The organism is Peptoniphilus timonensis JC401, from assembly GCF_000312025.1.
Taxonomy (GTDB): domain Bacteria; phylum Bacillota; class Clostridia; order Tissierellales; family Peptoniphilaceae; genus Peptoniphilus_A; species Peptoniphilus_A timonensis.
This window is the reverse complement of record NZ_HE978593.1, coordinates 610,327-631,580: the sequence shown is the minus strand read 5'-3', so window position 1 is coordinate 631,580 and position 21,254 is coordinate 610,327. Positions and strand designations below refer to the sequence as shown.

Here is a 21,254-nt window from a genome sequence, read left to right as displayed (position 1 = left end):
GTATTGACAATTTAAATTTTAAAAGTTATAATAATTTGTATGTATTTTTGAGGTGAGTATATGAAATTAGATCTTTTTACTTTTTTGTCTTCTGATGATATCAGATTAGACTTTGATGGTATTCTAGAAGATAATGATACAGATTTGAATTTAGAAGATCTCAATCTCATCTATCCTGTAGAGTACAGTGGATATATTCATGATTTGACAGGGGAATTAGAACTTTGTCTCAATATTTCCTACAAATTTAAGGCGATTTGTGACCGATGTCTCAAGGAATTTGTAAAAGAAAAAGAGACAAGTTACATTGCTTACAATTTTAAAGATCCGAGTCTATATGATGAAAATTCTGTAGATGAGTACTTTGAAATTAAAGATGATTCCATAAACCTTTCAGAAATTGTTTTTTCACAAATTATCACTTCCATAAATGGAAAAAATTTATGTAGTGAAGATTGCAAGGGACTTTGTCCACACTGTGGCAAAAATTTAAATGATGGACCTTGTGATTGTGTGGAAGAAGAAGTAGAAGAAGTTGTGGACCCAAGATTTGGGAAGTTATTAGATTTATTTAAAGATGAGGAGGTGTAGAAATGGCCGTACCTAAGAGAAAAACTTCAAAACAAAGAAAAAACAAGAGAAGAGCATCTTCTTATAGATTAAATAAAGCAACAGTAGTTGAATGTCCTAACTGCCATGAAATGAAATTACCTCATAGAGTTTGTCCTTCTTGTGGACACTATGCAGGCAAAGAAATTATTGCAGAAGCTGAATAACAAAGTGAGACTTAGGTCTCGCTTTTTTTATTGTTTTTAATATTTGAGATAATTTATTTTTGTATTTTTTAATTATATAAATTTGAAAAAGCCCTCTTTACAAGATTTTGTTAAGAGGGTTTTCTATTGCCTTTAATTTAAATAAAAGTAAAGTGTGATATTTGTCACATTGTTTTTTGTAATTTAATGTTAAAATTTTAATAGAAAAGAGGGATAAGATGAGTTTATTTTTAGGATATATTCACTATATGATGTACGATAAAATTATGTTTCAAGAGAATATTTTAGAAAATTTATTAAATCTTTTAGATGAAGATGAAAAAAATAGTTTAAAAAAAGAATTAGATGCAAAATTTTTAATAGAAAAGGGAGATCTAAAGGATATAATTGACGAAAGTAACATTCACGGATGGCTGGATGAAAGGGTTAAGAGAAGTGAAAATTAGGCTTGCAAAAACTGTTTTATATTTATTAAAAGATTTTACCATAAAAGATTTAGAAGATAAATTTTATGAAATTGGTAAATCTTATGAAGCCGGAAATTCTCCAAGCCAAGTCTTTAATTTTATTAGTTCAAAATTTTTAGATGGCATGCCTTGTGATCATGCCCTTATGATTCTAAAAAATGAAGATGATGAAGTTATTTTTAATATAGCAAGAGATGTCCACAAAGAAATTTGGGGAAAATACCTAGATCCAAAAATTTACTGGAATCTTAGAGACAGTTTTATAGCTGGAAGTTTAGAAAAGTCTAATTTAAAATATAAAAAGATAGACGAAAATTATGTAATTGGGAAGTGATATAGTGGATTCTTTAAAAAGTACCATAGATTATTTAGAAGAAGAGCACAGAGAAATTATTAACTTTTGTGACAAAATGGAAGAAAAATGTTTAGAAATTTTAGATGGCAATCTTGATATAAAATTTTTTAGAAATGCTATATTATTTATTAGAAAATATGCTGATGGACTTCATCATAAAAAAGAAGAAGATATTTTATTTAAGGCAATGCTTGAAAATCTAGGACCTCTAGCAGAAAAAGTTGTTAGGTCTGGAATGCTTGTTGAGCATCAAATGGCAAGAGGATATGTAATGGAGCTTGAAAATAATTTAAATTTATACGAAGAGTCTTCTTCTGATCTTGCAAAGCTTCACATTTTAACAAATGCTATGTCTTATGTTGAACTTTTAAGGGACCATGCAAAAAAAGAAAACCAAACTGTATATCCCTTTGCTGAAAAAAATCTTTCTGAAGAAGTAAAAGTGAATGTAAAAAAAGAAATGGAAGAAAGAATTAAGGATGAAAAAGAGTATTTAAAAGATAAGACAAATTTGATGAAATTATTGGGATTATAATTTTAAGACTTTCTCAGATTAGTAAATAAATTACAAATTTATTACAAAATCTATGAAATAAAGATTTTCACAAGACTTTTTGGTATTATAAGTCTTCGAGGTGAAAAATGAAGAAAATATTTATATTGATGATAATGTTAATTGCTTTGCCATTAGAAGTCTTTGCAGCTAAAGAAGTTGCTATGCCTTTAAATGTAAGTGCAGTTAAAGACAATGAAGTTTATAATTTTGAGATTAAAAATGCCAAGGCTAATGATTTAATTGAAATCGAAGTTAAAAGTGAAGGAAATGAAAATAAGGGAACATTTAAGAAAAATGTACTTGAAAAAAATAATAAAAAATTTATTTCTCTTAGTCAAAATGAATTAAACGCTAAAGTTGGTCCTTCTAGTGGATATACTTTTAGACTTAGATTTGCCAACAAAGATAAAAGTTCAAATTTTACAAATGAACTTCATTTAGGGAAAGCTCCTATTTTTAGAAATTACAGCAATTGGGCATATAAGGATTTATTAAAGGCTGAGAGTTTAAAACTTTTTTCAAAGGATCTTGCTAGCAATACAAAAGCTCAAATAACAAGAGAAGAATTTGCAGAAGTTGCAGTTAAAGCTTATAAGATTAAGTACAAGAGATCTTCTCAAGGGTCAGTAAAGCACTTTAAAGATACTAATAACAAGTACGTGAATATGGCATATGATCTAGGAATAATGAAGGGAAAGGGAGATGGAACTTTTTCTCCAAAGGCACATATTACTAGAGAAGATTATGCTGTAGTTATTTCTAATATTTTTAAATTAGAAAATGGAAAAAATTGGACTATAAATGACGGCAAAAACATTTCTCATTATGCTAGAGAATCTGTAAATAAGGCACTTAATGCAAAGTATTTAAATTTGGATTCAAATAAAAAATTTAATCCTAAAAAATGAAATGAAGAGGGAAGAAGTTATCTCTTCAATAGTACGTCATATTTAACAATATTTTTACAAAAAGTTTAATTAAATTATAAAATACAAGATTTTATGATATAATACTTCCAGGTGAGATAATGAAAAAAGTAATTTTTGACATTAGTCCACTTGGAAGTTTTCAATTTTCTTGTGAGACTTACATAATTTATTATAGGGAAAAATATGGACAAGATATTTTTTTCTATACTAGAAAAGATGGAAGATACTTAAAAGTAGAAGATGATGACGAGCTAATGAACTTAAAAAATAGGGTAATTGTCCATAAAGATTTAGGTCCAGAAGTTGAGATGATTTCCCATGATATGGATACAAGAGTACTTCCTTTGGGAGAAGAACTTGAAGAAGATGAGCTTCTAATTGATATTGTAGAAAGATTGGGAGAAAGAGCTAGTTGGAAAAATTCCAATATTAAAGTTGTAGAAGTAAATGAAAACTGATCCTTAAAATTAAATAGGCAAAAAGAAAAGAGATTCAATGGCGAATCTCTTATTTTTTACTTGCATTTATTTTTTAGGAAAGTCTACAAGTATTTTTTCTATTCTATTCTTTGTCTTTTTAATAATTGTAAAATTTAAATCATCAATTTTTATTACTTCATTTAATTTTGGAAACCTATCTATATTTTCGATGATATATCCACCGAGAGAATCAAATTCTTGACACTCAAGTTCTGTTCCAAATCTTTGGTTTATTTCGTCAATGTTAACTGAGGCGTCTATTAAATATTTTCCTGGAGCGACAGTTATTATGTCTTCGTCTTCTTCTGTGTCGTACTCGTCAGAAATTTGTCCCACAATTTTTTCGAAAATATCTTCAAAAGTTATCATGCCCTCTGTTCCGCCATATTCATCTGTAACAATGGCAACAGATAATTTATTTTGTCTCATTTCAGAGAAAAGTGTTCCTGTTGGTTTATATTCAAAGGTAAAGAAAGGTTTTTTAAAGAAATTTTTATTTTCTTCAAGTGATTTTGATTTATCCATGTGAAAAATATCTTTAACATTTAAAATTCCAACAATGTTATCTAGATTATCTTCATAAACTGGCATCCTGGAATAAGAATATTCAGAAATTTTTTTGATAATGTCTTCATAGGAGTCATCAATTTCAATAGCAACAATATCTGTTCTCGGAGTCATAATGTCCTTAGCATAATTGTCCTTAAAATCAATAACATTTTGAATCATCTTAGACTCATTTTCATTTATGATTCCTTCTTCCATACCCAAATCCATAGCATCGATTAAATCATCTTCAGTTATTAGTGGTGCTTTGTAATCTCTATCTTTTATAACAACTTTAATAATCGATTGGGATAAAAAAGTTATGAAAAGTGAAAAAGGTCTCAAAAAAGCAATAAAAAAATTTAAAAATTTAGCATATTTTGGAACAATTTCCTCATAATTTTTTTTGCCTAAATTTCTTGGCAAACTTTCCCCAATAATTATTACACTAATTGTGGATATTAAAACTCCAAGAACTATGCCGAGATTTCCCAATATCTTATAAAAGAAGATACTAGTAAAAATTATTGCAAGTGAGTTGGAAAAATAATCTAAGATTAATGTAGAAGAATAAATATTTTCTTTTTTTACAAGTTTTTTAATAATGGAAATATTCTTTACTTCTAAGTCTTCTAATTTTGAAAGTTTTACAGAGCCAAGGGCCAAGTAGGCATTCTCAATTAGGGTAAATAAATAGGAAAAATACATTGCCACAAGGGCTAATAAAAGGTATATGTAATCAATCATATAATTCAACTCCATTTTAAATTTTATACCCCAAAAAATAAAAATAAAATCTAAAAAAGCTGCCCATCGGCAGCCTTTATTTATTCAACAGTTACTGATTTTGCTAAGTTTCTAGGTTTGTCTACATCATTTCCAAGTAATACAGAAGTGTAATAAGCAATTACTTGTTCAGGTATTACTGCAAGAAGTGGTGTCAATAAATCAATTGTCTTCGGAATTTCTATTATCTCATCTGATGAGTCTTTTACGAATTCATTTCCTTCTTGAGCTATAGAAATGACTTTTGCTCCTCTGGCAATTAGTTCTTGGTTATTAGATACAGTTTTATCTAATATTTTGCTGTGAAGAGCAACTGATATAACTGGAGTACCTTCTTCTATAAGAGCAATTGATCCATGTTTTAATTCGCCAGAAGGGAAGGCTTCTGTATGAATGTAAGAAATTTCCTTTAGCTTTAAGGCGCCTTCTTTTGCAGTTATATAGTCAAGAGATCTTCCAGTGTAGAAAATTGACTTTGAATTTTTGATAGAATCTGCAATTTCTTTAAATTCTTCTTTGTGTTTTAAAATTTCTTCAATTTGGTCTGGAAGTTTTTCCATATTTTTTATTATATCTTTTACTTCATCTTGAGAAATTTTATTTAATTTAAGAGCAATATCCATTGCCAAGAAGTAAAGTGAAATAACTTGAGTTGTGTATGCCTTAGTTGATGCTACAGATATTTCTGGTCCAGCATAACAATATATGACCTTATCTGCTTCTCTTGAAATAGATGATCCAACAACATTTGTTACTGCAAGAGTCTTTGCTCCAAGTGATTTTGCTTCTCTTAGTGCTGCAAGAGTATCAGCTGTTTCACCTGATTGGGACACAAAGATTACAAGGGACTTGTCATCTAAAAACATATTTTTATATCTAAATTCAGATGCAATTTCAGAAATTACAGGGATTTTTGCAAGATTTTCTATGGCATATTTACCAGCTTCACCTGCGTGGAAAGCAGTTCCACAAGCTGTTACAAAAAATTTTATCTATTTTTTTAAGTTCTTCTAGTGATAAACTTCCTTCGCTTGGAAGATTAATATTATAATCATTGTGTTTAATAGAAATAACTTCTTTTAAAATAGAAGGTTGTTCGTGAATTTCTTTAATTAAGAAGTGATCGTAACCTTCCTTTGATGCATCTGATGCAGAAATTTCAACTTTAGTAATTTCTCTTTCGACTTTATTGTGATTTTTGTCGTAAATAGTGTAAGAATCTTCTCTCATATCGACAATATCACCATCTTCAAGATAAATTATTTTATCAGTGTGTTCTATAACAGAAGTTATATCACTGGCTATGAAATATCCGTCATCACAAATTGCAAAAAGAAGTGGAGAAGAATTTCTAACAGCGATAAGTCTATTTGCTTCATTTTCATCTATGATTCCAAGGCTATAAGCACCTGATAAAATATCAGTTGATTTAAAAACAGCTTCTAGAATATCTCCATTGTAATTATCAGAAATAAGATTTGGAATCACTTCTGTATCAGTTTGTGAAAGGAATTTATGTCCTTTTTTTATTAATTGATTTCTAAGTTCCAAATAATTTTCAATAATTCCATTGTGTACCACAGAAATTTTTTTATCTGTACTTAAATGAGGATGAGCATTTATTTCATTAGGTTCACCATGAGTTGCCCATCTTGTGTGACCAATACAAACCTTTGATGCGTATTCATCTTGATCAAAAGAATCTTCTAGGACCTTTATACGGCCCTTCTTTTTAAATGTTTCTAATTTATTATCTTTTATAAAAGAAAGTCCAGCAGAGTCATAGCCTCTATATTCTAATTTTTTTAGACCTTCTAGTACTAATTTCGTTGCATTATTTTTTCCAATATATCCAACTATTCCGCACATATTTCTACCTCCAAATATTTTAGAGACTCACTACATTTATTTTGTTATAAAATTACTTTTATTTTTTGTAAAATGTTTAGGCTGTGAAACCTTTGGAGCATCCGCCGATTTTCGATAACTCCATTCCTCGTCATCCAAATAGGATCAGGCGCTTAGATTATTTTTGTCTCTTTCAGTTGATTTTATCATACTGTCTATTTAATGTAAACTTATAAAGAAGCTTGGATTATATGAGGAATTTAGATATAGAATTATGTTAAAATTGTAATGGAGGTAGATATGAGCATTTTTTGTAAAGAATATACTGTAAGAGATTTTCTGTGTAAAGATGGAGAACTTACAACAAATAATATTATTGGATACTTAATTGAAACTTCAAATTATCATTCAATAGATTGTGGACTATCTAATGAGTATTTGCTTTCAAAAGGATATACTTGGATGATTTATAAGTGGAAGATAAGATTTTTTAGAAAAGCAAAATCCTTTGAAAAAATTAAAGTAAAGACTTGGGCAAGTGGTTTTAGAAATATAAATGCCTTTCGTGAATTTGAAATTTATGCTGGTAATGAAAAAATCTTGGAAGCATCATCTATATTTTTATTAATTGATTTGGAAAAGAGAAAAGCAAGTAGAATTCCAGAAGATATAGCAAATGCATATGGAGTTTGTGAAAATAAATTTTTTAAAAACATAAAAAGGGTAAATGAACCAGAAAACTTAGACCCTATAAATAGATTTTACTATAAAGCTCTTAGAAGAGATATTGATTTTAATGATCATGTTAATAACAGCGTATATCTTGAACTTATTTATGAGGCCTTGCCAAGTAAATTTTCTGATATAAATTTTAGTGAAATAAATATAAATTATATGAAAGAAATAATAGTAGATGATGAAATAATAATTGATGTTTACAAGGATAATTTTGATTTTTATTTCTTCTTTAAAAGTCGAGATGAAAGACAAATTTATGCGAGAGTATCTGCTAAATATGAAAGCTCATATTAGTTGAAAAAATAATATTCAAATGTTAACATACTTATAGAAAAGATATTATTCGAGATAAATTACGGAGGTAATAATGGATAAAGATAAAATTTTAGCAGAAGTAAATGGCAAGAAAATAACAGGGGTTGACTACAACTTATTTATTGACTCCCTAAATCCACAATTAAAACAATATTTTGGCGGAGAAGAATTAAATAAAGATGTAGTAAATGAACTTGTTTATCAAGCCTTATTATATGAAGATGCAATGGAAAAGGGCATGGATAAAGATGATGAATTTTTACAAGTTGTAGAAAAAACTAAGGAAAGCATGCTTAAAACTTATGCACTTGGAAAACTTCTTGCTACTGCTGAAGTTACTGATGAAGATATAAAAAAATTCTATGAAGAAAATAAAGAAGCCTTCATACAACCAGAATCTGCAGATGCATCTCACATATTAGTTGAAGAAGAAGACAAGGCAAGAGAAATTTATGAAAAAATCCAAAATGGAGAAAACTTTGAAGAACTTGCTAAAGAATGTTCAACTTGTCCATCAAAGGAAAAAGGTGGAAATCTTGGAACTTTCACAAAAGGACAAATGGTAAAAGAATTTGAAGATGCTGTTTTTGAAAATGAAGTTGGAACAATTACAGAGCCTGTTAAGACTCAATTTGGCTATCACATTATAAAAATTAATCAAAAAAATGATGCAAAGAAACTTTCTTTTGATGAAGTAAAAGATAAAATTGCTGCACAAGTGAGAAGACAAAAAGAACAAGAAATTTATAACGAAAAAATCACAGAATTAAAAGATAAATACGAAGTAAAAATGAATATTTAGGTGAATTATGAAACTTGAGCTTTTTAATTACATCGATGATGTAATGAATCTTTTTGATTATCACAAAATTGAATTAGCGGGAGTTAATAAAGAGCTTAAAAAGTATTTTACAGATTTATTTATCGGTGATGATAGACTTACTAATATTACCACTAGAATCAAGACACAGGAATCTCTTCGTGAAAAACTAATTAGAAGAAATTTTTTCATGAGGTTTCCTGATCCTGTTAGTGGATTTAATTACATTCAAGATTTAGTTGGCATTAGAGTTGAATGTCGTTTCATAAAAGATGAAGAAGATTTGTACAAAAAAATAATTGAAGATTTCACGATAAAATCAGATAGAGGTTATTATAAGTCTAATAAAAACAAAAAGATTAGTCTAAAGCTTGATGACCCTCAACCTCAAACACTTGCAAATGGTTTCACAATGTATAAGCTCGATGGAGAATATGACACAGGGTCTTATATTTACTGTTTCGAGCTACAAATCAAATCTTTTGTAAATGTATTTTGGGGTGAAATTGATCACAAGCTTCTTTACAAAAATTACAATTACATTATAACTGAAGGTTTTTTTAGAGAAATAATGAATTCAATCAATGACAATTTGAAGATGATTGACAAGCAACTTATGATTTTGTACGACCATGTAAAAAAACAAGATGCTTCTGAGACTATTTCTGCAGAAAGTCAACTAAAAAAACTTTTATCAAAAATTCTTCACGACGTTTTTACAACAAAAATCCACGAAGAATTAGGTATTTTTATAAATATAAGAATTATAACAGATATTGTTGTTGATTTTTTATTTATGAAATCATCTAAAAATAAGGATTTAAGTTATGGAGAAAATTTTATAAATTTAATTAACAAGGTGAATTCTGTTTCTGGAAATGAAATGGACTTTGAAGAATATATAGTATTTCAAAAAGATCCTAAATATTATGACAATTTTTCAAGAGGACTGACAGAAGTTTTGGGAAATGTTCTAAATCGTGACTTGGATTGGAATGTTTTATTTAAAATTTTAAAGAGAATGACACAAGAATCTTATAGTGAGATTTTTACAGAATTTATTATTTTTGTGAGATATGAATATAGCTGTGAGCTTAGACAAGTTTGTGAAAATAAGAATATTACTAAAGAAGAGTGCGATGATTTTGAAATAGAATCATTATCCCTTGTGCTTGATGAATTTAGAAAAAAACCTTCTGTAGACTTTTTAATGGATACTTCTCTAAATAAATTTAGATCAGTAATTTGTGAAATTGACAAGTCTGATGCCCAAACTACAGGAAAAATGATGAAAATATTTAGAGACAATTATACTTTTTAAACTGTAATTATTATTAGTTCTTATGTATAATAGACCTAGGAGGTTTAAATGGAAAAAAAAGATAGCTTATTAGAGAATAGAACTTTTTATTATTTTGATAAATTGACAAAAATTCCTAGATGTTCTTGTGAAGAAGAAAAAATAAGAGATTATTTAGTTTCTTTTGCAAAAGATCACAATTTGGAATATAGAACTGATGCAATTGGTAACGTTGTAATAGTTAAAGAAGCTACAGAAGGCTATGAAGATGTAGACAGTATAATTTTACAAGGTCACATGGACATGGTTTGTGAAAAAACTCCTGAATGTAGTATTGATTTTTCAAAAGATCCAATAAAATATGAAATAGATGGCGACTATATAATAGCTCGTAAAACAACTCTTGGTGCAGATAATGGAATTGCTGTTGCAATGACACTTGCTCTTTTAGAATCTAGCGACTACAAACATCCAAAGATTGAAGCACTTTTCACAGTTAATGAAGAAAGTGGAATGACTGGTGCTGGAAATCTTGAAAAGGGAATGGTTACTTCTAAGAGATTATTAAATATTGATTCTGAAACTGAAGGTGTTGGATGCATTTCTTGTGCAGGAGCAGAAAGAGACCTCATTAAGTTAAAAAAAGAATATAAAGAACTTGATAAAGATAAAAATCTTTATGAAGTTATTGTAAATGGATTAAAAGGTGGACACTCTGGACAAGAAATTCAAGTTGGTCTTGGAAATGCTGTCAAAATCTTGGGAAGAAGTCTTTATAGATTGTTCCAAACAGTTGATGGTGATTTAATTGAAATTGAAGGTGGAGCAAAACCAAATGCCATTCCAAGATATGCAAGAGCACTAGTTGCTGTAAAAGAAGAAGACATAAAAGAAGTTCAAGATTTAATTGTAGAATTAAATTCGGAATTTGTAACTGAACTTGGAAAAGTTGATCCTGATGTTAGGATAAACTTTGAAAAATCCAAAGGGTCCTTTGAAAAAGCTTTTACAAGTGATTTGAGAGATAGAATTATTAATCTTTTAAATTTATTGCCAAATGGTGTTATTTCAATGAGTAAAAACATTCACGGATTAGTAGAAACATCTGTAAATGTTGGGGTAATTGAAAATAAAGAAGATAGTGTAAATATCATTTCAAATATAAGATCTTCTGTATCTTCTCACAAGGAATATATAGGAAGTGTAAATAAAATTGCTGCAAAAACCTTTGGAGCAGAAGTAGAAATTATTGCAAAATATCCTGCATGGGAATATAAAGAAAATTCTCCATTAAGAGAAGTAGCAAAGGAAGCTTACAAAGAAGTAAGCGGAAAAGATTTTAAGCTTGAAGCAATTCATGCTGGACTTGAATGTGGAATTTTTGTTGAAACAATAGGGGATATAGATATGCTTTCTATTGGACCAAATATGAAGGGAGTTCACGCACCTGGCGAACATCTTTCTATTTCTTCAACTGAAAGAGTATTTGATTTCTTAATAAAAATATTAGAAAAATTAAAATAAATTTGGAGGAAATATGAATAACGAAGAAAAAAACCTACACCAACACGATGAAAACTGTGAATGTGGTTGTGGACACGATCATGATCACGAAGAAGGATACCAAACTCTAACTCTTACATTAGAAGATGATAGTGAAATGGTATGTATAGTCCTTGGAATCTTTGAATGTGAAGGAAATGAATATATTGCACTTCTTCCAGAAAATGAAGAAGATGGCGAAGATGTATTTATTTATAAGTACAAGGAAATAAACGAAGAAGAAGTTGAACTTGATACAATTGAAAGTGAAGAAGGATTTGAAAAAGTTTCAAAGACTTTCGAAGAAATTTTTGACGACGAAGAAGAATAATTTTCTATATGACTTATAGAAAGTATTCGGATTTTTTAAAAGACAAGTTTGGCGAAAAAGTCTATAAGCTTCCAGTTAAACTTGATTTAACTTGTCCAAATAGAGATGGAACTTGTGGATTTGGTGGATGCATTTTTTGTGGCGAAGAAGGCGGAAGTTTTGAAAATAGTGAAGGCACTGTTAGAGAACAACTTCTGAAGAATATGGACCACATTAGGAAGAAATATAAGGCAAAGAAATTCATTGCTTATTTTCAAAATTTCACCAATACCTACATGCCCTTTGATGATTTCAAAAGAGTAATTGAAGAATCCTTAATAGAAGATGTGGTTGGTCTTAGCATTTCTACTAGACCAGACTATCTTCCAAAGGCTCATTTAGATTATTTAGAAGAATTGAGTAAGAATTACTTTGTGACTCTTGAAATTGGACTCCAAACTCCTAATTATCACAGCTTAAAAAAATTAAATAGGGGACATAGACTTGCTGAATTTATTGATGCAGCTTTAAAAACTAAAAAAAAGAAATTTAAATGTTTGCACTCACATAATCATTGGCTTACCATGGGATGATGATTTAGATATCATAGAATGTGCAAAAATTTTAAATGTGCTTGGCATTGATGAAGTCAAAATTCATGCTCTTTATATCCTAAAGGGAACAGCTCTTGGTAATATGTATGAAAAGGGAGAAATAGAACCAATTTCTTTAGAAGATTACAAGAAAAAAGTTATACTCTTTTTAAGAAATCTCAAAGATGATATAATAGTTGAAAGAATAATAGGAAGAGCACCTTATGAAGACTCTCTTTTCTGCAACTGGAATACTTCCTGGTGGAAAATTAGAGACGATATTATAAATGAGATGCAAGAAAATGGATACACTCAAGGTGATCTACTGAAAGGAGAATTACTATGATAAAGTATATTTTAGGAAGCAAAGGCTCTGGAAAAACAAGATGGTTAATTGACAACGCAAATGAAGACATGAAAAAAGGCGATGGAAATATTGCTTTCGTAGAAGTTGATGATGATCACATTTTTAGCTTAGACTATAATGTAAGACTTATCAATGCAACAGAATACAGACTAAATTCAATTGAAAGTTTTTACGGTTTTATCTGTGGACTTCTTGCAATGGATTATGATTTACACAAAATATATGTAGATGGAATTTATAAAGTTCTTAATCTTAACATAGAAGATTTAGAACATCTTTACAATAAAATTTCTAAAATTCCTGATGCAGAAAATAAAGAAATTTTTATAAATGTTGACTATTTAAAAGAAGACATGCCTGAAACTTTAAAGGATAATTGTCTTGAAGTAACTGGTAAATAAGGTGTTATAAGTGGATAGAAAAACAATGGTTAGAATTATTGCTTTATTACTTGTAATTGCAATGGTAATCCCAATAGTTCTTAGTGTGATTTAATGGTGCTTCGTGGAGTATAAGAAAAAAAGGGAGTATTTGAAGATTTTTTTGAACACAGGTCCTTTCTAATTATGCAATATACTAATGGAGACCTGACAAAAAGGGAATTTTTACAAAAGAATTTTGATTATTTTGCTCTTAGAAATGCAAGACCCTATATAAAAGTAGACTCCTATGAGAAGGGAATGTATAATTACCAATACTATAATGTTATGGCAAAATATTACAGGGCCCTATCAAAGGATGTAAGAAATACAAAAAAACATTCAAAATACTACAATTATTATTTGAATCTTACAAATAAATACTATCATCTTAAAGACAAGTCTGTCCTTAGTATTTTAAAAATTCAGGATTTTAGGAATACTAAAGCCTATTTTATTAAGTGTCAATCAAAGACACTTAGAAATGAACTATATGAAATAGTTTTAGAAGATAAGAAAGAGGCTATTTTCCATTCAAAAGCTCAGTGGCTTTTGAAAGTCCTTCAAGAAGAAAATATTTTTGATGAAGGTATGAAGACATCTATTATAGATCACTATATTAACGAAAAATATTATTAAAAAATAAAGACTGAAACAGAATGAATCTGGATCAGTCTTTTTTTTGACTCTATAATATCTGTTGGGGGAGTAAATCTCTAACAGATATTTTTTGACTGTATGTCAAATGGTGGGGAGACTCCTTATCGAGTCTCTCTTTTTTATTAAATTTTAAGCTTATTTTGCTTCTCTTTTTATTTCAATTAAGAAAGATTCCATAATTCTCTTTAAATCTTTTTCTTGGCAGTTTATATCTAATGTGTACATATTGCCAGTTCCAGAATAAGAGAAGTGTTCTTTTAATTTTACAAAGATTTTCTTTAAGTCGAAATTTAAATTTTGAGATCTAAGAATTAATATTTTAGAGTTGTTTCCATTTTTTATTCCGTAAATTTGTATAAAGTCTCTATCTTTTAAGATATAATTTGAAACTTCACGAAGCTCATTTAAATTTACATCTTCCAAAACTTTATAGATATAATTTAAACCTGAAACTTCAGTGGCAAAAGCCTTAAAACTTTCTACAACTTGATAAAATATAGGAGATTTTTCCTCTTCTTTATGAGTTTTATCGCTATCTAAAGAATTTGTATTTTTTTTATTTTTTCCCATAGATCTATCATCATCAAGTTTTTCTTGTTCTTTTTTGGAATCCATCATTTTATTTAAATCTTTAAAAGATTCAAGCTTGTACTTTTTGTGAAAATATTGAGAATCATAATTTTCTTCTTTTTTTGCATAATTCTTTGAATTTATTTTTTTCTTTTTGGGTATTTTATTTTTTTATTTAGATTCTTAAAAGATTCAAGTTTATATTTTTCGTGAAAGATTTTAGAATCATATTTATTATCTTCAATTTCTTTTTTTAACTCTTTATTTTTATTCTCAGGAACATTCTCTTTTTCTAAATTATTTAAAGAAATTTTATTTTCTTCTGAAGATTTTTTATTGGAATTTTTATCATTAAAAGATTCTGAAAGTTTAGTTGAATTATTAATTTTGTCTTCTTTAATACTTTTTTCTAAAACTTTAACTTCTTCATGGGATTTACCTAAATTTCTTGAAGAGTTTAGATTAGATCTTAATTTTTTAAGATCAGAAAAAACAGAATCTATGCTATCACTATTTAAATACATCTTCATATTATCCAATGTATTTAGAGAATTACGAGCGAGCTTATAGGCATTTTCTCCAGAAGTAATTGTAAGTCTAATCATTGAGTTTAACTTTTCAACAGAAGAAATTAAAATCATGCCAATTTCTCCTGTCCTTGTCAAGGCAGGACCTTCATAGGGAATGTCTGCAAGTCTTTCGATGGAAATGTGATCTTCAAAATTTTCTATAATTAGATTTGAAAAAACTGCATAATTTGCTAGAGATTCAATATTTTTGGCAGTCATAAATTTAAAATCTTTTGCAGAAACATCTATATATGAAGAATTTCTTTGAACCTTATAGTTTAGGATTTCTATATTGGTGTTTGCTAAAAGGAAATGCCTAACAAGAGCATTTCCAAGATTTTCTTGCATAAGTAATAATCTATTTTTCCAAGCTATTTCTATTTCTATACTTTTTGAAATTTCATCAATTTTAAAATAGTTTTTATTTCCTGATAAAAAAATTGGATCTTCACCATTTATTTTTATTTCATCCTTGTCAACTCTTTCGCTACCAAGGAAGAAAGGTTGATCTTCAACTTTTCCATAAGTAATTCCGTCTCGATTTATTTTGTCAATTATTTCTAATTTATATTTTTTCTTGTAAGGATTTTTGTAAATTGAATTCATAATTACCTCCTCTAATATATTATCATATTTCATGGTTCATCGCCTTAAAAAGATATATAATAAAGAGGGGTGTCTATGTATTTATTTGCTGGAATAATCTTTGGACTTATACTTTCAATTTACATAAAGTCTTATTTTTTAAATGGACTTATTATATTAGCTATTATTTTATACATTTTATCAAAGAAAAATAGGACAAAATTTTTATATTTGCCCCTACTTATTTTTCTTGTAATTTTAAATTATAATTTTAGAGATTATGATTTAGAACCCTTTGATGGGAATATAAGTGGAAAAGTTGTGTCAGCTTATGAAAACAAATCTATTATTAAAACTGATAGGATAAATTCAAAAAAATTTAAGACAAAAATTCTTGTTTATGAAAAACTAAATAGAGGAAGCTACTACAAATTAAGTGGAAATTTTTATCCAGCTCTTCCTGCTATGAATAAGGGGAATTTTGACTACGAGAAAAATAATAAGTCTCAAGGAATTTATCTAATTGGTAAAATCAAAAATTATAAAGTGCTTTCTGAAGCTAGTGGTATTTACAAATTTACAAATATATTTAAAGATAGGGCAAAATATTTTTTTAATAAAAATTTAAATGATAGGAATGCCGGACTTTTGGAATCTCTAGTATTAGGAGATAAATCTTTAGTTGATTCAGCTGAAAGAGATAGATTTAATAGTCTTGGCATAAGTCATTTGCTTGCTGTTTCTGGTCTTCATATTGGAGTTATTGCCTTTCTTATAGAGTTTTTCTTTAAAAATACTATCAAGAATAAGAAAATTACAGATTTTTGTGTGACAGTAATTTTATTTTTATACATAATGGCAATAGGATTTTCGATTTCTGCAGTTCGTGCCTTTTTGTTTTTCTTTTTATACAAGGGAAACATCTACTTGCAAAGGGATTTAGAGATAAAAGATATTTTCTTTTTAAGTCTTAGCTTAATTTTATTTATAAATCCTATGGCTATTTATTCTATTTCACTACTCTTATCCTATGGAGCTATTTTTGGGCTTGTATTTGTTTATCCAAGTCTTTCTAGCAAATTTTCAAGTAGTGGATTTGTAGCAAAGTCTTTCTTAGTTACTTTATCGGTCTTGATTTCTGTTTTTCCACTGATTAATTATTATTTTTCAGGGTTTTCACTATTTGTTTTTATTGCCAACTTAATAATTGTTCCAATCTATTCTATTATTATCTCTTTTGCTTTTGTTATGGGTCTTGGAATTTTTTCAGGAATAATTGGAAAAATTTTAAATATTTTAATGAATGCTAGTTATGGACTTGAAAGTTTAATCATATCAAAGGGTAGCATATTTTTATCACTGAAAGCTTTTAAATTTGACTATATTTTTCTATATTACTTACTTCTTATTTTAATAATTAATAGACATAAGTTTGATGAAATTATTAAACTTAATTTAAAAATAATAGAAATATATTCTTTTTTTGCCTTTATTATTTTAGGATTTGGAATATTTATTGATTTAAATACCTTTGAAATAAGTCAGCTTTACGTTGATCAAGGTGATGGTGCTATTATTTCTTATGCTGGCAAAAATTATTTAATTGACACAGGTGGAGCTAGATATAAAAATAATATTGCAGAAAAATATTTATTTCCTAGTTTGAACTGGCGGGGAGTTTCAAATATAGATGGGATTTTTATATCTCACTTTGATGAAGATCATGCGGGAAATCTTGAAAAAGTTTTAAGAAATTACAAGGTGAAGAATGTATTTATAAACCACTTACCTGAGAATAAGGAAATTTTGAAAAATATAAAGGATTATTCAAATTTAGTTTTGCTTGAAAAAGGAGATAAATTAAAACTTTTTAAGGACACAAGTTTAGAAGTTCTTCTGGATAATAAAGATAGGGAAGATGAAAACAACAAATCCATGGTTTTATTATTAAATCACAAGGGATTTAAGGCACTTTTCCCAGGGGACATATCAGCTGAAACTGAGAAAGAAATAAAGACAAAAGTTGATTTATTAAAAGTCGCTCACCACGGTTCAAAAACTTCTACAAGTGATGAATTTTTAGAAAATATTCAGCCTAAATTTGCTGTAATTTCTGCAGCTTATAATAATTCTTATGGTCATCCACACAAAGAAAGTTTAGATAATTTAGAAAATCATGATATCATATACTATGTCACTTCAAGAGATGGGGAAGTGGATTTTAAGATTTTAAAAGATAGACTTAAAATTGAAAAAAATAATAGAGATAAAGATTATAAACTTGAAATGATTTTAATTATTTTAAATACAAGTTTATTATATTTTACAGCGAGGAAAAACTATGAATTACAAAAAGATTTACAGAGATAAAGATCACAGTGGGGCATATTTATTTTTCGGAAAAGAAAAATATTTAATAGAAAATGCTGTGGGATATTTATTAAATAAATATGTAAAGGGAACAGAGGCTTTTAACTACACAAAATTTAAGGGTAGTGAAGCAAAAGTAGAGGATATTATTTCTGCTTGTGAGACTTATCCAGTGATGAATGATAAAAAAATTGTCCTTGTTCGTGACCTTGTAGATTTTTTAAGTGAAAATGACTTAAAAGATTCTTTTTATGATTTTTTAGATAATCTATCTGATTTTGTAATTTTAATTTTTTGGGACACTGGAAATTTAAAAAAGACTACAAAGTTTTATAAAGAGTTTCATAAAAAAGATAGGGATATGGACTTTGCCAAGTTAAGTATGCCTGATTTAAATAACTTTGTTAAGGGTTATTTTATAAGGAAGGGAAAAGATATAAAGCCTAGCGAAGTTTCACTTTTTATTGAAGAAAGTGGCTACAATTCTAAGAACGAAGATGTAAGTCTTTTGGATCTTAAAACAGAAATGGATAAAATTGCATCTCATGCCAAGGACAAAAAAATTACAAGAGAAGATATTAGTAGTTCTATAACAGAAAATATAGACACAAATATTTTTAGGTTTTTGGATGCTATGATGAATAGGAACACAGAAGTTGCCATTATAGAACTTCACAATCTTTATAAATTATCAGAAGCTTCTCTTAAAATATTTACTATGATAATTAGGCAGGTAAAAAATTTCTTATTCTATAAGATTTTATCAGAAAAAAACATGAGTCAAGTTGAAATCATGAACAAGATGGAAGTATCAAAATTTGAATTTGACAAAAAAATAAAAATGAAGGAAAGAAATTTTACTAAAGAATTTTTAATTGATTTTTATGATGAACTTATAAAAGCTGACGAACTTTTCAAAACTTCTTCTATTGATGAAAAAGTTATTATGGAAACTTTAATTATAAAATACTGCAATGACTTCTAGTTTTTGCAAGACTTGGTGAAAATATCTTGCAATGATTTAAATTTCATGGTAAAATAGCAAAAGTGTTAAATATGGGGGTGAAATAATGGCAAATATTAAATCAGCTATCAAAAGAATTGATGTTGCTAAAAGAAATTCTGAAAACAACAAGCCAATTAGAACTGAAATGAAAAACGCAGTTAAAAATGTTAGAATCGCAATTGAAGAAGATAGAATTGACGATGCAAAAGAACTTCTTATCGTTGCAGATAAAAAGTTAAAGAAAGCTGCTAATAAAAATATTATTCACAAAAAACAAGCTTCTAGAAAAATAAGTCGACTAGCTAAGGAGCTAAACAGCAAAATCGCTGGCTAAGAGAAATTTTCCCGGGAAAGTTTCTCTTTTTATTTTTTATAATAAAAAGAGAAAGAGGTAGATAATTTTCTACCTCTTATTTTTTTAAAATTTTTAATTTATCTAAAGAAGTCTAGTTCCACTTGATTTGAAAGGTCGCGTCCTATATCAGTAAGTCTAATCTTGTTGCCATCTAATAAAATTAATTTTGAGTTAATATTTTTTTCTATTTCTCTTTCGTAAGTTTTTAAAAAGTTTTCTTCAAATTTTTCTTCGAATTCTATTAGGTCTACACCAGAATTAAGTCTTAGTCCCATCATTATAAATTCATTCATCCTATCAGTTTTTGTAAGATTTTCAGAAAAGGCTATGGGATTTTCTCCTCTATCAAGAGCCTTGTAATAATCCTTAAAAGAATAATAATTTGTATATCTTTTATTATCAATGTTTGATGATGCTGATAAGCCAAAAGAAATATAATCTCTTAATTTCCAATAGGTCATATTGTGGCGACACTCAAAGCCTTTTTTTGCAAAATTAGAAATTTCATATTGCTTTAATCCATTTTTTTTAAGTTCAGAAACTACATAGTGATACATTTTGCGGTCCTCATCTTCTGTAGGGAAGCTAAGAGGAGATTTTTCATGTTCCAGAAATAGTTTTGTGTTTTCTTCTAAAATAAGTGAATAATAAGAAAGGTGGGGAAGGTCAAGTTTTTTTATTTCTTCAAGAGATTTTTTGATGTCAGAAAATTTTTGATCGGGCAGGGCGAGCATTAAATCTAAATTAATATTATAAAAGCCTGCTGATCTTGCGTTTTCTATAGCTCTATAAATGTCGTCTTTTTTGTGAATCCTTCCAATTCTTTTTAAAATATCATCATTAAAAGATTGGGCACCAATGGATATCCTATTTATGCCAGAAGAAGAATAAGCTTCTGCTTTTTCTCTTGTAAGTGAATTTGGATTTGATTCTATTGTTATTTCTATATTTTTAGAAAATTGAAAATTGGATAATTTTTCCATTATTTCTTTTATATACTTTGAATCAACAGACGAAGGAGTTCCTCCACCAATAAAAATTGTATCAATTATTTTATCTTTTAAAAATTCTTCTTGTAAATTTATTTCTTTTTTTAAATATTCAAAATACTTCTTTACATTTTCTTCATTTAAAAGAGAAGAGCAGAAGTCACAATAGTGACATCTACTCTCACAAAAAGGTATATGGATATAAACTGAAATTTTATTTGTCTTCATCGTATTTTAATACAGATAAGAAAGCATCTTGTGGAATTTCTACACTACCCACAGTACGCATTCTCTTCTTTCCTTCCTTTTGCTTTTCAAGAAGTTTTCTCTTTCTTGAAATATCTCCACCATAACATTTTGCAAGTACGTCTTTTCTAAGGGCACGAATAGTTTCTCTGGCAATTATTTTATTTCCAATTGCTGCTTGAATTGGAACTGCAAATTGATGTCTAGGTATTACATCTTTTAATTTTTCACAAACTTTTCTAGCTCGAGTGTAGGCATTAGATTCGTGGACAATAAGTGAAAAAGCGTCAACAAGCTCTTCATTTATTAAAATATCTAATTTAACAAGATCAGAAATTTCATATCCAATTAGTTCATAGTCATAGGAAGCATAGCCACGAGTTTTTGATTTTAAAGCATCGAAAAAGTCATAAATAACTTCGTTAAGTGGCATGTGATAAGTTATAAGAGCTCTTGTTTCCTCAAGATATTGCATATCTTTAAATACACCACGTCTATTTTGACAAAGTTCCATAACTTGACCTACATAATCTGTTGGTGTCATTATTTCTGCCTTTACAATAGGTTCTTCCATAAATTCAATTTCTGTTGGGTCAGGAAGATTTGATGGATTTTGAATTGAAATCATTTCTCCATCTTTTTTCATGACATTATAAATAACAGATGGGGCAGTAGTGACAATATTTAAATTAAATTCTCTTTCAAGTCTTTCTTGAATAATTTCCATGTGCAAAAGACCTAAAAATCCACATCTAAAA

Annotated in this window: 21 protein-coding genes and 3 pseudogenes; 18 read left to right on the top strand and 6 right to left on the bottom strand. The window is 28.2% G+C overall.

All coding sequences use genetic code 11. From position 1 onward, the window contains the following. Window positions 1-60 precede the first annotated feature (60 nt). The 7 genes from HGPT_RS03090 to HGPT_RS03065 all read left to right on the top strand — a co-directional run bounded on the left by HGPT_RS03090 (window position 61) and on the right by HGPT_RS03065 (window position 3,541). The gene (locus tag HGPT_RS03090; protein WP_019138411.1) at window positions 61-591 is read left to right on the top strand and encodes a YceD family protein; all 531 of its coding nucleotides are present in this window, start codon (window positions 61-63) and stop codon (window positions 589-591) included. Between the two features lie 2 nt (window positions 592-593). Beyond that, entirely contained in the window at window positions 594-776 is a 183-nt protein-coding gene (gene rpmF, locus HGPT_RS03085; RefSeq protein ID WP_019124550.1) for a 50S ribosomal protein L32, read from the top strand. A gap of 218 nt (window positions 777-994) precedes the next feature. After that, on the top strand, window positions 995-1,222 hold the full coding sequence (locus HGPT_RS09725) for a hypothetical protein (protein WP_245544094.1): 228 nt from the start codon (window positions 995-997) through the stop codon (window positions 1,220-1,222). Further along, window positions 1,194-1,577: a hypothetical protein gene (locus HGPT_RS03080; RefSeq protein WP_245544093.1), complete on the top strand. Its 384-nt coding sequence runs from the start codon at window positions 1,194-1,196 to the stop codon at window positions 1,575-1,577. The genes HGPT_RS09725 and HGPT_RS03080 overlap by 29 nt, the downstream gene beginning before the upstream one ends. A gap of 4 nt (window positions 1,578-1,581) precedes the next feature. Beyond that, on the top strand, window positions 1,582-2,133 hold the full coding sequence (locus HGPT_RS03075) for a hemerythrin domain-containing protein (RefSeq protein ID WP_019138410.1): 552 nt from the start codon (window positions 1,582-1,584) through the stop codon (window positions 2,131-2,133). A gap of 107 nt (window positions 2,134-2,240) precedes the next feature. Beyond that, window positions 2,241-3,062: an S-layer homology domain-containing protein gene (locus tag HGPT_RS03070; protein WP_019138409.1), complete on the top strand. Its 822-nt coding sequence runs from the start codon at window positions 2,241-2,243 to the stop codon at window positions 3,060-3,062. Between the two features lie 119 nt (window positions 3,063-3,181). Beyond that, on the top strand, window positions 3,182-3,541 hold the full coding sequence (locus HGPT_RS03065; protein ID WP_019138408.1) for a hypothetical protein: 360 nt from the start codon (window positions 3,182-3,184) through the stop codon (window positions 3,539-3,541). 66 nt (window positions 3,542-3,607) lie between these two features. On the opposite strand, the gene HGPT_RS03060 is transcribed toward HGPT_RS03065, so the two are convergent. Both HGPT_RS03060 and glmS read right to left on the bottom strand, forming a co-directional pair. Then, entirely contained in the window at window positions 3,608-4,855 is a 1,248-nt protein-coding gene (locus HGPT_RS03060) for a hemolysin family protein (RefSeq protein ID WP_019138407.1), read from the bottom strand. 80 nt (window positions 4,856-4,935) lie between these two features. After that, window positions 4,936-6,763 (bottom strand): annotated as a pseudogene (gene glmS, locus HGPT_RS03055) (glutamine--fructose-6-phosphate transaminase (isomerizing)). A 279-nt stretch (window positions 6,764-7,042) separates the two neighbouring features. Between glmS and HGPT_RS03050 the strand changes: the two are divergent. The 8 genes and pseudogenes from HGPT_RS03050 to HGPT_RS03015 form a co-directional block, all read left to right on the top strand. Beyond that, a complete protein-coding gene (locus HGPT_RS03050; RefSeq protein WP_019138406.1) occupies window positions 7,043-7,774 on the top strand; it encodes an acyl-[acyl-carrier-protein] thioesterase in 732 nt (243 codons plus the stop codon). Between the two features lie 73 nt (window positions 7,775-7,847). After that, window positions 7,848-8,597 (top strand): peptidylprolyl isomerase, encoded by a 750-nt coding sequence (locus HGPT_RS03045; protein WP_019138405.1) that lies wholly within the window; start codon window positions 7,848-7,850, stop codon window positions 8,595-8,597. Window positions 8,598-8,604: 7 nt separating this feature from the next. Further along, entirely contained in the window at window positions 8,605-9,936 is a 1,332-nt protein-coding gene (locus HGPT_RS03040) for a GTP pyrophosphokinase (protein WP_019138404.1), read from the top strand. A gap of 48 nt (window positions 9,937-9,984) precedes the next feature. Further along, a complete protein-coding gene (locus tag HGPT_RS03035; protein ID WP_019138403.1) occupies window positions 9,985-11,439 on the top strand; it encodes an aminoacyl-histidine dipeptidase in 1,455 nt (484 codons plus the stop codon). A gap of 13 nt (window positions 11,440-11,452) precedes the next feature. Further along, window positions 11,453-11,788: a DUF1292 domain-containing protein gene (locus HGPT_RS03030; RefSeq protein WP_019138402.1), complete on the top strand. Its 336-nt coding sequence runs from the start codon at window positions 11,453-11,455 to the stop codon at window positions 11,786-11,788. An 8-nt stretch (window positions 11,789-11,796) separates the two neighbouring features. Further along, window positions 11,797-12,706 (top strand): annotated as a pseudogene (mnmL, locus tag HGPT_RS03025) (tRNA modification radical SAM protein MnmL/YtqA). After that, a complete protein-coding gene (locus HGPT_RS03020) occupies window positions 12,703-13,128 on the top strand; it encodes a hypothetical protein (RefSeq protein ID WP_019138401.1) in 426 nt (141 codons plus the stop codon). The pseudogene mnmL and the gene HGPT_RS03020 overlap by 4 nt, the downstream one beginning before the upstream one ends. 114 nt (window positions 13,129-13,242) lie before the next feature. Then, window positions 13,243-13,785, top strand: a pseudogene (locus HGPT_RS03015) (DUF6648 family protein); the annotation flags it as partial. A gap of 156 nt (window positions 13,786-13,941) precedes the next feature. Here HGPT_RS03015 and HGPT_RS03010 read toward each other — a convergent pair. Together HGPT_RS03010 and HGPT_RS03005 are read right to left on the bottom strand one after the other, a co-directional pair. Beyond that, a complete protein-coding gene (locus HGPT_RS03010) occupies window positions 13,942-14,424 on the bottom strand; it encodes a hypothetical protein (protein ID WP_019138399.1) in 483 nt (160 codons plus the stop codon). Between the two features lie 92 nt (window positions 14,425-14,516). Then, window positions 14,517-15,551 carry a hypothetical protein gene (locus HGPT_RS03005; RefSeq protein WP_019138398.1) on the bottom strand — a complete coding sequence of 345 codons (1,035 nt, stop codon included), beginning with the start codon at window positions 15,549-15,551 and terminating at the stop codon, window positions 14,517-14,519. A gap of 75 nt (window positions 15,552-15,626) precedes the next feature. On the opposite strand from HGPT_RS03005, the gene HGPT_RS03000 reads away from it, so the two are divergent. The 3 genes from HGPT_RS03000 (at window position 15,627) to rpsT (ending at window position 19,240) form a co-directional block, all read left to right on the top strand. Continuing rightward, a complete protein-coding gene (locus HGPT_RS03000) occupies window positions 15,627-17,900 on the top strand; it encodes a DNA internalization-related competence protein ComEC/Rec2 (protein ID WP_019138397.1) in 2,274 nt (757 codons plus the stop codon). Beyond that, window positions 17,872-18,885 carry a DNA polymerase III subunit delta gene (gene holA, locus HGPT_RS02995; protein ID WP_019138396.1) on the top strand — a complete coding sequence of 338 codons (1,014 nt, stop codon included), beginning with the start codon at window positions 17,872-17,874 and terminating at the stop codon, window positions 18,883-18,885. Before HGPT_RS03000 ends, holA begins: the two co-directional genes overlap by 29 nt. 85 nt (window positions 18,886-18,970) lie before the next feature. Beyond that, complete coding sequence (rpsT, locus tag HGPT_RS02990; protein ID WP_019138395.1) at window positions 18,971-19,240, top strand: 30S ribosomal protein S20; 270 nt, start codon at window positions 18,971-18,973, stop codon at window positions 19,238-19,240. 98 nt (window positions 19,241-19,338) lie between these two features. On the opposite strand, the gene hemW is transcribed toward rpsT, so the two are convergent. Further along, window positions 19,339-20,478, bottom strand: coding sequence for a radical SAM family heme chaperone HemW (gene hemW / locus HGPT_RS02985; protein WP_019138394.1), 1,140 nt, complete (start codon window positions 20,476-20,478; stop codon window positions 19,339-19,341). After that, window positions 20,465-21,254, bottom strand: a 790-nt coding sequence (locus HGPT_RS02980) for a GTP-binding protein (protein ID WP_040542291.1), incomplete at its 5' end; no start/stop codon positions are given. The genes HGPT_RS02980 and hemW, both read right to left, overlap by 14 nt.